The organism is Streptomyces sp. NPDC001880 (assembly GCF_053594575.1).
In genome coordinates, this window is sequence record NZ_JBSFET010000024.1 from 17,078 (window position 1) to 29,860 (window position 12,783).

Here is a 12,783-nt window from a genome sequence, read left to right on the forward strand (position 1 = left end):
CCGGACAGGGCCCTATCTCAGGCCGAGACAGGGCAGCCAGTCGCGCGAGGTGTCGTGGGTGGCGGTGAGCAGGGCGCTGAGCGCGCCCGCGGTTCCGTTGAGCAAGGACGTGTGCGGCTTGCCGGGGGCGAGGGTGGTGGGAAGCCGTCGGCCCAGGTGTCCGGCCAGACAGTCGCGAAGCACCGCGGCGGCCGGCAGGTGGGCGTGCCGGTGGAACGCGTCCGCCACGGCCAGCACGCCCGCGGCACCGTGGCACAGCGCGAGCTGGTCCGTCAGGGGATCGCCGAAGAGGTGGAACTCCTCGTCGTACCGCTCCGCGAGGGTGGTGAACGCGGTCGCCGCCCAGTCGGCCGTCGACCGGTCGCTCAGGGCATCGGCCGCGTCCCACAGCGCCCAGGTGACGCCCGGGTTGCCGTAGCACCACGCCTGGCGGGCCCGCGCCCCGGCGGCGGGCGGGGCGTCGAGCCCGGCGCCGTCCCAGCTCCGGATGGACCGGGCGTCGTCGAAGGACTGCCGCACCAGCCAGCGGGTGGCGCCGCGCAGGGCGTGCGACAGCTCCGGCTCCGGACCGACGCGGCGGACCGCGGCGGTGAGCCCGGCGACGAGCCCGGCCACGCCGTGGCCCATTCCGGTGTTCACCCGGCCCTGCAGCCACCCGAGATGCGGATGGCCGGAGTACTGGCCGACACGCAGACGGCGCAGGTCACCGCTGTCGCACAGCTCCGCCAAGTGGGCGGTGAAGGGCATGAGTTGGCCACGCTTCGGCTGCGGCGTCCCGACACAGAGCGCCAGCAGCACGCCGGACGGCCCGCAGATGAGGTCGTAGTCGGGCAGACCGACGTCCGCGGTCCGCCAGGGGCGCACCCGCGCCCTGTCCAGCAGGTGGTCGCGCAGCCGGTCGGCGGCGCGGTGCAGTGGGGCGTGGATGCGGGCGCCGAGCCGCAGGCCGATCATGGTTCCGGCCAGGCCGCCGTCGTACAGGCCGGGACGGGTGGGCCCGCGTCCGATGGTCCGCGCCCATGCCGCCACCGCGCGTCCGGCGCTCGCCACCGCCTCGGGGTCGGGTGTCCGCCCCGGGCCGGGCGTCTTCGACTGCGGGCCGCACATCTCCGCGACCAGACAGGCCAGGACCGGAACGCCGGGGTCGGGCATCGCGTCCGGCGCTCCGGAGAAGTCGTCGAGGAGTCGGACGGCGATATCGAGAGCCGCACGGTGCGGCGGAGCCTGGCTGTCTGCGTGCATCGGGTCTCCTCGTCGGGGAGCCACCCGGAGCGGTCCGGGTGGCTCCGTTCAGCTCAACGGTGGACGCATGAGGTCATGACGTCCGGATGAGGCGCTGTCAGCAGACGCCGACGACCGAGCAGATGACGGCCGTGTTGCAGATGCCGGAGCACACGTGGGTGTCGCCGAGGTCGTCCGTCACCGCGGGCAGCTCGGCGCCGGTGATCCTCTCGTCCAGCTCGGCGATGAGGTCGTCGAGGTCGGTGAGTTCCATGGTGGGCATGATGTCCTCCTATTTCCTGGTTGTTCCTTCTTGGGTGTTGGCCGCCCCGGAGCCCCCTGCACCAGGTGCCGGCGGGCCGGGGACGTCATGGGTGAGTGCGGCGGCCGCGGACACCGCCAGCTCCTCGGCTGTCAGGTCGAAAGGAGTCCTGAGCATCAGCTCGGCGGCCACCGGCGCGCCCCCGTGAAGCGCGTCGCCCAGCATCGGCCGCTGTGGTCCGGCCACCGGACCGGGCAGCATCTCCTCGAAGACCAGCTCGTCACCGGGCAGCGCGGCGCACGTCCGGTCGATGACGTTGAGCGCCGTCAGGGCTTCGAGGTCGACCGGCACCGGCTTGGCCTCGAACCCGGGCCGCACGAAGGCGAATCGCGGCATGGTGGCGCGCCTGAGCGAAGCGAGCACCCGTACCCGGTCGAGGTCCCCGTCACCGGGCCGCCACAGACCGGCTCGCGGTACCCGCCAGGTGGCCGGGGAGACGACCAGGTCCGTGCCCACCGTCAGCCGCGGCAGACGGATGACGTCGCCGCACGTGGGGAAGACCGCGGCGAGACCGTCCAGACGGAGGGCGGTCCCCGCCCAGGGGTGCCCGGCGGACAACAGCAGCCGCACCAGCCGGTCGTAGGGCGGCATCGGGAGCCGGGTGGCGTGATGGACGGGCACCACCCGCTCGCCGTCCGCCTCGGCGATGATCCGGCGGCCCGACCGTCGCAGGGTGATGCGGTCCAGTGGCAGGTAGCGCTGTTCCGGTCCGCCGGGCGCGAAGTACGCGCACGCGTTGGGATCTCCCGTCCACCAACGGGTGGTGGCGGGGCGTCGGACGGCGTTGGCCGCGCGCTCGGTGACCGGTGGTACCAGCAGTTCCACGAACCGCACACCGGCTCGCCGCTCGACGGCGGCCAGGAAGTCGCGATAGGCGTCGACGGTGTCGTAGCCGCCGTACAGACTCTGGAGTGCCTCGGTGAACCGTGCGTCGATGATTCCGGCGGGCGAGGCCGTCTCCAGCACCGCGACCGGTCCCGGTCCGGGCAGCGGGCGCAGCAGGCAGTCCATCGGCCAGGGCGGCACCACGTCCTCGGCCGGTGGGGCGCCGAGGGCGTCCAGGAGGTCGTCGTCGATGTCGATCTGCGTCCGGTCGCGGCGCGCGGCGAGATGGGCCAGCAGCCGGGCGTACCCGGAGTCCGGGCGGTTGGCGGCGTGCCATCCCGAGTAGCGGCGCACTTCCGCCGCACGGGGCGGCGGTTCGTCCGGCGCCGGCAGGAGGGTCAGGATCTCGCTGACCGGACGGGGACGCTCGTCCAACTGCTCGATGCCGAAATCTGCCGGTGTCGCCCCAAGGACCCCGTCGCAATCGGCCCGGCACAGCCCGGCCAGTCGGTGAGCGGTCCGCAACGCGCGCTGGACGCGGGCGGCGGTCCGGTCGGGTACGTGGGCGTCGAGGCGGCGGTAGGAGTCGAGGAACCAGCCGGTCGGCTCACGGTCGCCGACACCGACACCGGCATCGGCATCGGCATCGGCATCGGCATCGGCATCGGCCCACGGTCGGGGCAGGCCGGCGGTTCCGGCCGCCCGGTCGGCCGGGGTCCAGACGCTGCGCAAGCTGCGCGGGGCGACGCAGGGCTGGAGCACGCCCAGGCCCACCAGGTGGGTGAGGAATCCCCGCAGCACAGCCGGGTCCGCAGCGGGCAGCGCACCCTCCAACTCCGCGAGCGTGCGCGGCCCTTCGTCGAACAGCGTGAGCAGCACGCGCAGCAACGCCGTACGCCGTACCGCGACCTGCCGCAGCCGTGCCGGATCGTCCGGATCGATCGTGTAGCAGCACAGCGTTGCGCCCGTTCCCCCTGTGCCGGCGGCGTCGTCGCGGGTGAGGTGGAGCGGAGCGGGCGCGAGCAGGGTTGCCGGGGCAGCGATGCGCAGGTCCGGCGTACCGGCCCCGGTACGCACCGCGTGAACGTTCTCCACGACGGTGGCGGCCAGTGCGTCCAGCTCGGCGCCGGGAGACAGGAGCCGGTCGCCGGCTCCGCCCCGCACGCCTTCGTTGTCGTCGCCGACGGCTGATTCCGTGAGACCGGGCCACGGTTGCGGACTTCCGACCGGGACCGGCGCCACCTGCCCCACCCAGCCTCGTGGCGTGGTCTTCGCGGCCGTCCTGCCCACGGCCCGCCACAGGTAGGCGGAACGCTTGCGCAGCCGCTTCCCGCTCCACGACTCGCCGCCCGCCAGACGCGTGGTCACCTCCTCCGCCAGTCCGGGTGCGGCGCTGTCCAGGAACGCCCGCAGGACCGGGCCGGACGACACCAGTGACCAGGCCAGCGCCCCCAACCGCTCCCGCTCGTCCGCGAGCGCCCGCTCCAGCTCCGCACGGGTCGCACGGGCCGACCGGTCCGCCCGGCACAGCGCCCCGGCCTCCCGCGCGAGCCCCCCGGGCACGGCGGACAGCTTCTCCAGGAACGCGCAGTCCGCCGGACCGGGGGCCGAGCCGGAGTGCAACCGCCGCCGCAGCGCCAGCACGGCACGGCGCTCGGCGTCCGTCAGCCGCTGGTCGGGCACGACGCGCCCCAGCGTCTGGGCCAGGCGCCGGGCCTGCGCACACTGCCGTTCGAGGGCGTCGGAATGCGCCACGATCCGGCCGAACAACCCCGATCCGCCTGCGGCCGTCCACACCGAAAGAGGGACCCCGGAGGCGCGCACCAGGGCGGTACCGCCGAGGAGTCGGCCCTCGGCCGCGACGTGACGGGCGTGGATCCGGGCGTCGGTCATGATTCCTCCGCCCCGTCGTCGAGCAGGGCCTCGGTGATCAGGCTCTGCCGTGCGTGCGAGAACCGTCCCCGGTTCCAGTGGAAGATCACGGCGTAGGCGGCGGCGCGGCGCGGGCCGCGCACCGCGTCCCCGGACTCGAAGTAGCAGGTGCGCCAGTGGTCCGCGGCCCGGCGCACCGCCTCGCCGTGGCGCTCCTGGTCCGCGCGCCACGGCTCGGGCAGGGCGGCGAGCAGTTGTGCGCGGGGCCTTTCCCATTGGGCGCGGATGCCCTGGGCCGCCCGGCGGAGCCCGGCGTCCTGCAGGCCCTCGGGCAGGGCGCGTCCGGTGTCTGTGCGCACCGCGTCCCAGACACCCCGGTGTTCCCAGCCGGCGATGTGCAGGCCGTCGAACATCTCGCGGAGCAGGAAGAGGGAGAGCCGCCAGTCGGCCGGGGCCTGCCCTCCGCCGTCCCCGGGCCGCCGGGCGTGGTGGTCGAGCCAGGCCAGGGAGTCCGCGGTGAACACCTCGTGCACCCCTGGCATGGAGCCGGGGCCGCCGAAGAGGTAGGACTCCGGTTCGTACACCGCGCACACCGGCGGCCCGGCCAGCTCGCCGAACTCCTCCGCCCGGTCCATGAGTTCGGCCCGCAGCGGCACGGTTCCGCCGGCGCCGTACGCCTGGAAGCGCACCCGCAGGCCGGGCGGCTTGTGCATGAAGAAGAAGGCACGCGCGGTCCGTGCACCGAGGAGGTCGCGTGCGGTGCGGGCGAGCCATTCGTACAGGCGCGGCCATGACGGCGGCTGCGGGGCCAGGTTCACCTGGACCCAGCTCGCCTCGGGGTGCTTCACCACCGGCATGGGACCTCCATGTGTTGTGTTCCGGGCACGGCGGGGCTGCTCACGGATCGCCCGAGGAGCCCGCGGAGCGGGTACCGCGGACCGGCCCGGGTGCCGGGGAAGCCCTCGTCGCGTTCTGTGCGATCCGCGAGTTGATGTGCTGTGGCGCGCGGCGCCCCGCAAAGATCGCGGTCGGACCGGATGCGCCGGACGGGTGCGGAACCGTCCTTCTCGCCTGTGTCGGCCTGCTCAGGCCCTTCATCCAGCTCATTTCCCGCATCAACACCAGCCGAAAGGAAAATGACCATTAGTCATATGATGAATGGGTGTGCGCTTGGCGTGATCCCTCTGGCACAAGCGCAGTCGGCCACGCCGTCGCACGGCTCGCCGATCACCACCGCTCCCCCGTGCGACCGCCGCGCGACCAGCGCGATCAGCCCGCCGAGGGCGCCCGGAACGAACGGCCCTACGGGCCGTCGACACCGTGGATGCCAGTGATGCCGGTGATGCCGGTGATCGTGCCGAACGGGTCGCGGAGCTGCGCGATGCAGCGGCCCGGCTCGGTGTCCAGGGGGCTGCGGCGGCGCTCGCATCCGGCCGCCGGCAGTCGCTCCCGGACCTCGGCCAAGCCGGCCACGCTCCAGTACACGACCGGGCTGCCGCCCCTCGGGTTCGCGCCGGTGCGCACAGAAGTGCCGCGATCTTCGAAGCGGGCTTCGAGCGCCCCCGTTTCCGCCTGTCTGCACAGGTCGCAGCCGTGCCACGCTGCTGCCGACCGGGGCGCGGAGCCCTGATCACCGTCAGGAGAAGGGGTTTTCCTCATGCATCGCATCAGCGCGCTCACCGTCACCTCGATCGCCTTGGCCCTGGGACTCGGCGCCGGACCCGTCACGGTCGCGGCGGCGGAGCACGCCGCCGTCGAGAGCGCCAGGGCTTCCTACAGCTGCAGCCCCGGATATTTCTGTATCTACAGCGACTGGAACGGAGGTGGCACCCGCTGCCAGTGGTCGGACAAGCAGCGGGCGAATACCGCCGACGACTGCTCCTTCATCCAGCGCGGTCAGAACGTCCGCTCCGTATGGAACGCGACCGGGCACCGCATCCAGTACTACACCCAGACCAACTACAACTCCCGGGTCGGCTCCACCCCCGCCGGAAACGGCGGCAACCTCCAGGGGAACTACCAGATCCGCTCCTTCAAGCCCCAGTAGGCGGCAAGGGCCACATCAAGGAGTTCCTCCCCGGTCGGCGGGCCGGGGAGGACTCCTTGGTGTCTGCACGGGCGTGCTGCGCATCACCCTGGACAGCCTCGGTGACTCCCGGGTAACTTCTAGGCATATCTGAGCAAGCGCTTAGCCAGGCTGGCCGAAGCCCGCCCGAAGCCGACCAAGGAGGCACCCCGTGCGCCGTACGGTATTCAACGAGGACCACGAGGCGTTCCGGGAGACCATCCGCGCCTTCATCGAGGCCGAGGTCGTCCCCGTCTACGACGAGTGGTTCGCGGCCGGCCAAGTGCCTCGCGACTTCTACTACAAGCTCGCCGAGCTGGGCATATTCGGCATCGAGGTGCCGGAGGAGTTCGGCGGCGCCGGGATCGAGTCCTTCAAGTTCGAGGCGATCATCTCCGAGGAGTGCGCCCGCGCGGCCGTCAACTTCGGCGGCTCCGGCGTGCATGTGCTGCTCTGCCTGCCGTACATCAAGGCCTACGCCACCGAGGAGCAGAAGAAGCGCTGGCTGCCGGACTTCGTCACCGGCAAGACGATGTACGCCATCGCCATGACCGAGCCGGGCACCGGTTCCGACCTGGCCGGCATGAAGACCACCGCCAAGCTCTCCGAGGACGGCACCCACTACATCCTCAACGGAGCCAAGACATTCATCACCGGTGGCGTCCACGCCGACCGGGTCATCGTCTGCGCCCGCACCGACGCACCCAAGGCCGACGACCGCCGGCACGGCATCTCGCTGCTCGTCGTCGACACCAAGGCCGAGGGCTACTCGGTCGGCCGCAAGCTCGACAAGCTGGGCCTGCGCACCTCCGACACCGCCGAGCTGGCCTTCGTCGACGTCAAGGTGCCGGTCGAGGACCTCCTCGGCGAGGAGAACAAGGGCTTCTCCTACCTCGGCCAGAACCTGCCGCAGGAGCGCCTCGGCATCGCCGTCGGCGCGTACGCCCAGGCCAAGGCCGCCGTCCGGTTCGCCCAGCAGTACGTGAGCGAGCGCACCGTCTTCGGCAAGACCGTCGCGTCCTTCCAGAACACCAAGTTCGAGCTGGCGGCCTGCCAGGCCGAGGTGGACGCCGCCGAGGCCGTCTGCGACCGCGCCATCGAGGCCCACGACGCCGGTGAGCTGACCGCCGCCGAGGCCGCCTCCGCGAAGCTGTTCTGCACCGAGGTCGCGCACCGCGTGATCGACCGCTGCCTCCAGCTGCACGGCGGCTACGGCTACATGAACGAGTACCCGATCGCTCGCCTGTACGCGGACAACCGGGTCAACCGCATCTACGGCGGCACCAGCGAGGTCATGAAGTCGATCATCGCCAAGTCCATGGGCCTGTGAGAGCGGCTACGTTCGTTCCATGAGCGCAGCACTCGACTCCCTGCTCGATCTGCTCGACCTGGAGCAGATCGAGCGGGACATCTTCCGGGGTACGAGCCGTTCGGTCCTCGTGCCCCGCGTCTTCGGCGGCCAGGTCGCGGCCCAGGCCCTGGTCGCCGCGGGCCGCACCGTCCCCGCCGACCGGACCGCCCACTCCCTGCACTCCTACTTCCTGCGGACGGGCGACCCGGGCGCGCCGATCGTCTACAGCGTCGACCGCATCCGCGACGGCCGCTCCTTCACCACCCGCCGGGTCGTCGCCGTCCAGCACGGCCAGCCGATCTTCCATCTCTCGGCCTCGTTCCAGACGCACGAGGAGGGCCTGGAGCACCAGGCGGCCATGCCGCCCGCCCCGGACCCGGAGAAGCTGCCCACGGCAGCACAGATGCTGCCCCGGTACGCGGACCGCTTCAGCGATCCGGGGGTCGTGGACCGGCTGATCGAGGCGCGGGCCGCGGTCGACCTGCGGTATGCGGACGCCCCGCCCTTCGGCAGCGTCGGCGAACCGCGCGAGCCCCGCTCCCAGGTGTGGTTCCGCACCAACGGCAAGCTCGCGGACGATCCGCTGCTCCATGTCTGCATGGCGACGTACGTCTCCGACATGACGCTGCTCGACTCGGTGCTCCTGGCCCACGGGCGAGGCGGCTGGGCGGTCGGCGACGTGGTCGGTGCGAGCCTGGACCACGCGATGTGGTTCCACCGGCCGTTCCGGGCCGACGAATGGCTGCTGTACGACCAGGAGTCGCCGTCCGCCTCCGGCGGGCGCGGGCTCGGCCAGGCCAGGATCTACACCCAGGACGGCCGACTGGCGATCACCGTCATCCAGGAGGGCGTGGTCCGCGTCCCCCGGGACTGACGCGCCCCGCGCCGAGATCCTGATCGCCCCGAAGACCGACTCCGTCGATCTGCCGGGGGGCTGTCCGGACCCCGCCCCGGGCCTGAGGCAGCGGCAGCGCGGGAAGAGCGGGCCCGGACCGGCGGCGGTACCGCTCCGGGCCGACCGGGCCGCACGGCCAGGAGCAGCGCCGTATCGTCCCGGGTCAGCTCTGCGTCAGCCCCGCCGCGTCCAGCAGGTACTCCGTCATCGGGTCGTAGAACCGCGGGTCCAGCACATGGTCGTCCAGCGGGACGGCTACCTGGAGCGTCCCCTCCGCCTCCCCGAGGAAGAGCGCCGGGTCGTTGCAGTCCGCGTACCCCACCGCGTCCAGCCCGCGCTGCGCCGCGCACCCCGCCCAGCCGTGGTCGGCGACCACCAGGTCCGGCAGCGGGCGGCCCTCGCGCTCCAGGCCGTCCAGGATCGCCGCCATCGGGGCGGGCGAGTGCGTGTGCCAGAGGGTCGCACCGCGCTCCTGCACCGCGACGTCCGCGAACTGGAACACCATGCCCTCGTCGGCGACCAGCCCCGAGGGGATCCTCACGATCTCGCATCCGGCGGCCCGCAGCGCCTGTGCGGTCTGCCGGTGCACATCGAGGAGCCCGCCCGGGTGCCCGGTTGCGAACAGCACCCGCTGAGACCCCGCCACGGCCTTCCGCAGCCGCGCCGCCATCCGCTCCAGCGCGTCGACCGTCAGCTCCGGATCGATGGTGTCCTGCCCGAACCGGTGCTCCGGATCGTCGCTGACCCCGCAGCGCTCGGCCATCACCGCCAGCACGTCCTGCTCATCGCGCCACCGGTCCCCGAGCTCCAGCCCCAGCCAGTAGTGGCGGTCGCCGTTGGCGAGCTTGCGGTAGTGGGAGAGGTTGTTGTCGCGCGGTGTGGCGACGTCTCCGGCTATACGCGTGCGGACGAGGTGTTCGACGAGGGCGGCACGGCTGGGTATCGGCATGAACCCATTGTGCCGTCAGGTGTGCGCAGTGTGCCGGGTGTCCGGCACGACGGACGGACCGGGCCCGGCCCGCCGGTCAGGGCAGCCGGGTCGCGTACGTGACCTTCTCCAGCCGGTAGTACTGGGCGACGCACTGCGCCGGCCACGCCCGCCGGCCGTGGTCGCCGAACGGCTCCAGCATCCCGCTGACCGACACCGGCGTGTACGGGAGCACCCGGGCGCCGCGCGCCGCCCCCTCCCTCAGCGAACGGTCCTGCCGGTCCCACCGCTGGGCACGCACCTCCATCTGCCGTTCCAGCCGGAGCAGCGGGACGGCAAGGCCGACGCAGGTCGCGGCGCACAGGGCTGCGGCGACGGCCGCCGTGGCCGTACGGATCCCCCACCGGCGGGCGCGCAGCCACCGCCCCAGCAGGACACCGGCGCCGACCAGAAGCAGCACGTACACCAGGAGGAAGTCGCCCCAGATGCGCGACGCGGTGGCCACGCCCGCCCCGAAGGCGGGACGGGTGACGACGACGCAGAGAAAGCCGGAGACCAGGAAGGCGAGGAATCCGGCGAGAACCAGGAGGAGGGGCCTGCGGCACAGGGGGCCGTCCGGCCCGTCCGTTCCTCGCTCGCCTCCGCGCACCAGCAGGCCCAGCAGCACGCCGACGGCGACCGCTCCCAGGTATTGCCAGGTCGTGAAGACCGTCCCCAGGACGTGACCGAACGACCGCAGCGCCGCGGTCAGCGCCTCGGGGCCGAACACGGAGGTGCTGTCGGCGCCGAACCGTTCACGCCGGGTACGTCCGCCGGGCGACATGTACAGGACGGCCGTCCCGACGGCGACCCCGGCGAAGGCGACCACGCACCAGACGCGCGTACGGGTCCGGCCGGCCCCGGGGAGGGCCCACCGGCTCATCAGCAGCACGGTGGCGAGGACGACGAACGCGACGACCGACGTCTCCTCCGACAGGGTGCCGATGAAGATCCCCGCCAGGTACGCGACGCCCAGGGCGAAGCCGTGTCCCCGCCGTGTCCGTGCGCGCAGCAACGGGATCACGGCGGCGCAGGCCAGTACCGGTGCGACGGTGTGCGAGACGGAGCTGGCGGGCCAGTAGAACGCCTTGTACGGGTTGGGCGTCGCGAGGAAGAAGAGCGCCGCCGCCGTCGCGCCCGCCAGCAGCACCGGCCCGTGCGGCGCGGTCAACCCGGCCCTCTTGAGCGCGGAGGCGATCAGCGCCCAGAGGACGCCCAGCATGAGCACCCCGCTGACCAGGGCGAACCACTGGTGGCCCGGGACACCGAAGGATCCGTACGCGATGACGAGCAGCGCGTTGGCGATACGTCCGTTGTCGTGGAAGAAGAACTTGCCGATCAGCCCGGAGGCACCCTCGTCCCGCACGACCGGGAGGAAGCACCAGTCGTCCGCTCCCGGGCGGACCAGTCGGCCGATCCAGAAGGCCGCGCCGAGCAGGGCGAGCGGCAGCAGGGCCAGGCCCGACGTCCCGATCGCCGCCCACCGGCGCGCGGGGCCCGGACGGGCTTTTGGCCGGGAGGATTCCTCGCCCTCCGCCTGTGTGCCGACGGATTTCGACGTGTCCGTGGTCATGTGCACTGGTGTCCTTTGTACGTAGCTCACGTCTTGCGCGCCGGGAAGTACGGACGGCGTGGGTTCACGGTGCGGTGTGTCCGGTGCTGCTCCCGGCCGGGCCGCTGCCCCGCCGGGACCAGGCGGCACCGGAGTCGATGGCCCAGCGGGCGAGCAGGAACGAGAAGGGGGTGGCGAGAATCCCCGCGGCCACGGCGGCGATGTTCTTGTCCATGCCCAGCCTGCTCACGCCGAGGTAGAGCAGAATTCCGGTGAGTACGAGATTGACGACGCTCGACAGGGGGTACCGGACGAAGGCTTGCCAGGTCGGCTTTGTGCGGCAGGTGATGCAGGAGTTGAGCAGAAATGATCCCACGACGCTGACCGCGTATCCGATGACGTGCGCGGCCATATAGGGAATCCATGCATTCAACGAGGCGTATACCGCAAGATATACCGCCGTATTGATGATTCCGATCAACCCGAATTCGATGAACTGGCGCACGGTGCGCCTGCTCGATGCCCCGAGCGCGGTCGCCCCGGTGCGTCGCGCCGACGGTCTCGCACCCCCGGACACGGATGGGCCCGAACGCACCTCTGCCGGAGCATCGACCGGGAGGACATACGGAGATTCGCTTGTTTCCCGCACCACGTAGTGCGGGCGGCGTTTCGACTCGGAGTAGATCCGTCCCACGTACTCGCCGATGACGCCGAGCGTGGCCAGCTGGATTCCGCCGAGCGCCACGATGGCGGTGAGCAGGGTGGTGTAGCCGGGTACGACGACACCATGGAGCACGACGCCGACGATGGTCCACAGGGCGTACCCCAGTGCCGCCAGCGCGAGCACGAGACCCGTGTGGATGGCCAGGCGCAGCGGATGGCTGTTGAAGGAGACCAGCCCGTCGATCCCGTAGTTGAGCAGGCGCCTGCCGCCCCACTTCGAACGTCCCGCCGCGCGCTGGACGCCCTGGTAGGTGAAACCGACGGTGTCGAAGCCGATCCAGGAGAAGATCCCCTTGGAGAACCGGTTGGTCTCGGGCAGCGCGAGCACGGCGTCCACGGCGGTGCGCGACAGCAGCCTGAAGTCACCCTCGCCGTCGACGACCTCGATGTCCATGCACCGGCCCATGGCCCGGTAGTAGAGGGCGCTGAGAAAGGTGCGCAGGGCGCCTTCTCCCACGCGGTCGCGCCGCGCGACGACCTGGTCGTAGCCGCACTGCCGCAGCTCCAGCATGCGGGGCAGCAGTTCCGGCGGATGCTGGAGGTCGGCGTCCATGAGGACGACGGCCTCGCCCCGGGACATGCGCAGTCCGGCGAGCATGGCGGCCTCCTTGCCGAAATTGCGGCTGAAGGAGGTGTAGCGCACCCGCCGGTCCGCGGTGGCGAGTGAGCCGATCCGGGCTCGGGTCCGATCGCTGCTGCCGTCGTCGACATAACAGATCTCGAACGCCTGCCGCGTCGCTTCGAGGGCGGAGATCAGCGCACGGTGAAATGCCTCGATCACCTCGTCCTCATTGAAACAGGGGACGACGACCGAAACCTGACATGTTTTCATTTAAATTCCCCATCAGGCGTGGGCGAGACGACTCAAACCATATGCCTGCGGATCACCACGACACTCCGATTCACGGAGCCACACCGGGGAATTAGTGAGGAGAACGCGGGCAGCCCTTCTCCTCTTGCACATCAATTCATATATTCGAAGCGCGGGTG

Annotated in this window: 11 protein-coding genes; 3 read left to right on the forward strand and 8 right to left on the reverse strand. The window is 71.6% G+C overall.

Annotated features, from left to right (window positions below; genetic code table 11):
* Nucleotides 1-12: 12 nt before the first annotated feature.
* The 5 genes from ACWCQ6_RS16215 to ACWCQ6_RS16235 all read right to left on the reverse strand — a co-directional run bounded on the left by ACWCQ6_RS16215 (nucleotide 13) and on the right by ACWCQ6_RS16235 (nucleotide 5,704).
* Nucleotides 13-1,242, reverse strand: a complete 1,230-nt coding sequence (locus ACWCQ6_RS16215; RefSeq protein ID WP_451089612.1) for a lanthionine synthetase LanC family protein — start codon at nucleotides 1,240-1,242, stop codon at nucleotides 13-15.
* 97 nt (nucleotides 1,243-1,339) lie between these two features.
* Entirely contained in the window at nucleotides 1,340-1,504 is a 165-nt protein-coding gene (locus tag ACWCQ6_RS16220) for a hypothetical protein (protein WP_451089614.1), read from the reverse strand.
* A 9-nt stretch (nucleotides 1,505-1,513) separates the two neighbouring features.
* On the reverse strand, nucleotides 1,514-4,261 hold the full coding sequence (locus ACWCQ6_RS16225; RefSeq protein ID WP_451089616.1) for a lantibiotic dehydratase: 2,748 nt from the start codon (nucleotides 4,259-4,261) through the stop codon (nucleotides 1,514-1,516).
* The gene (locus tag ACWCQ6_RS16230) at nucleotides 4,258-5,097 is read right to left on the reverse strand and encodes a thiopeptide-type bacteriocin biosynthesis protein (protein ID WP_451089618.1); all 840 of its coding nucleotides are present in this window, start codon (nucleotides 5,095-5,097) and stop codon (nucleotides 4,258-4,260) included. Before ACWCQ6_RS16230 ends, ACWCQ6_RS16225 begins: the two co-directional genes overlap by 4 nt.
* Nucleotides 5,098-5,542: 445 nt before the next feature.
* Complete coding sequence (locus ACWCQ6_RS16235) at nucleotides 5,543-5,704, reverse strand: hypothetical protein (protein WP_451089620.1); 162 nt, start codon at nucleotides 5,702-5,704, stop codon at nucleotides 5,543-5,545.
* A 193-nt stretch (nucleotides 5,705-5,897) separates the two neighbouring features.
* Between ACWCQ6_RS16235 and ACWCQ6_RS16240 the strand changes: the two genes are divergently transcribed.
* The 3 genes from ACWCQ6_RS16240 (at nucleotide 5,898) to tesB (ending at nucleotide 8,530) form a co-directional block, all read left to right on the forward strand.
* Nucleotides 5,898-6,287 (forward strand): peptidase inhibitor family I36 protein, encoded by a 390-nt coding sequence (locus tag ACWCQ6_RS16240; protein ID WP_451089622.1) that lies wholly within the window; start codon nucleotides 5,898-5,900, stop codon nucleotides 6,285-6,287.
* Nucleotides 6,288-6,477: 190 nt separating this feature from the next.
* Entirely contained in the window at nucleotides 6,478-7,635 is a 1,158-nt protein-coding gene (locus tag ACWCQ6_RS16245) for an acyl-CoA dehydrogenase family protein (RefSeq protein WP_451089624.1), read from the forward strand.
* A gap of 19 nt (nucleotides 7,636-7,654) precedes the next feature.
* Nucleotides 7,655-8,530: an acyl-CoA thioesterase II gene (gene tesB, locus ACWCQ6_RS16250; RefSeq protein ID WP_451089626.1), complete on the forward strand. Its 876-nt coding sequence runs from the start codon at nucleotides 7,655-7,657 to the stop codon at nucleotides 8,528-8,530.
* Nucleotides 8,531-8,714: 184 nt separating this feature from the next.
* Here tesB and ACWCQ6_RS16255 read toward each other — a convergent pair whose 3' ends face one another.
* From ACWCQ6_RS16255 to ACWCQ6_RS16265, 3 genes are all read right to left on the reverse strand, one after another.
* Nucleotides 8,715-9,500, reverse strand: a complete 786-nt coding sequence (locus ACWCQ6_RS16255; protein WP_451089628.1) for a phosphatase — start codon at nucleotides 9,498-9,500, stop codon at nucleotides 8,715-8,717.
* Between the two features lie 76 nt (nucleotides 9,501-9,576).
* Nucleotides 9,577-11,091 (reverse strand): DUF6056 family protein, encoded by a 1,515-nt coding sequence (locus ACWCQ6_RS16260; protein ID WP_451089630.1) that lies wholly within the window; start codon nucleotides 11,089-11,091, stop codon nucleotides 9,577-9,579.
* 64 nt (nucleotides 11,092-11,155) lie between these two features.
* On the reverse strand, nucleotides 11,156-12,625 hold the full coding sequence (locus ACWCQ6_RS16265; RefSeq protein ID WP_451089632.1) for a glycosyltransferase: 1,470 nt from the start codon (nucleotides 12,623-12,625) through the stop codon (nucleotides 11,156-11,158).
* Between the last annotated feature and the right edge of the window lie 158 nt (nucleotides 12,626-12,783).

Bases quoted from the DNA above. Each gene is read 5' to 3' on its own strand.
- ACWCQ6_RS16225 (WP_451089616.1), bottom strand. From the start codon at position 4,261: ATGACCGACGCCCGGATCCACGCCCGTCACGTCGCGGCCGAGGGCCGA.
- ACWCQ6_RS16260 (WP_451089630.1), bottom strand. From the start codon at position 11,091: ATGACCACGGACACGTCGAAATCCGTCGGCACACAGGCGGAGGGCGAG.
- ACWCQ6_RS16230 (WP_451089618.1), bottom strand. From the start codon at position 5,097: ATGCCGGTGGTGAAGCACCCCGAGGCGAGCTGGGTCCAGGTGAACCTG.
- ACWCQ6_RS16215 (WP_451089612.1), bottom strand. From the start codon at position 1,242: ATGCACGCAGACAGCCAGGCTCCGCCGCACCGTGCGGCTCTCGATATC.
- tesB (WP_451089626.1), top strand. From the start codon at position 7,655: ATGAGCGCAGCACTCGACTCCCTGCTCGATCTGCTCGACCTGGAGCAG.
- ACWCQ6_RS16220 (WP_451089614.1), bottom strand. From the start codon at position 1,504: ATGCCCACCATGGAACTCACCGACCTCGACGACCTCATCGCCGAGCTG.
- ACWCQ6_RS16265 (WP_451089632.1), bottom strand. From the start codon at position 12,625: ATGAAAACATGTCAGGTTTCGGTCGTCGTCCCCTGTTTCAATGAGGAC.
- ACWCQ6_RS16255 (WP_451089628.1), bottom strand. From the start codon at position 9,500: ATGCCGATACCCAGCCGTGCCGCCCTCGTCGAACACCTCGTCCGCACG.
- ACWCQ6_RS16240 (WP_451089622.1), top strand. From the start codon at position 5,898: ATGCATCGCATCAGCGCGCTCACCGTCACCTCGATCGCCTTGGCCCTG.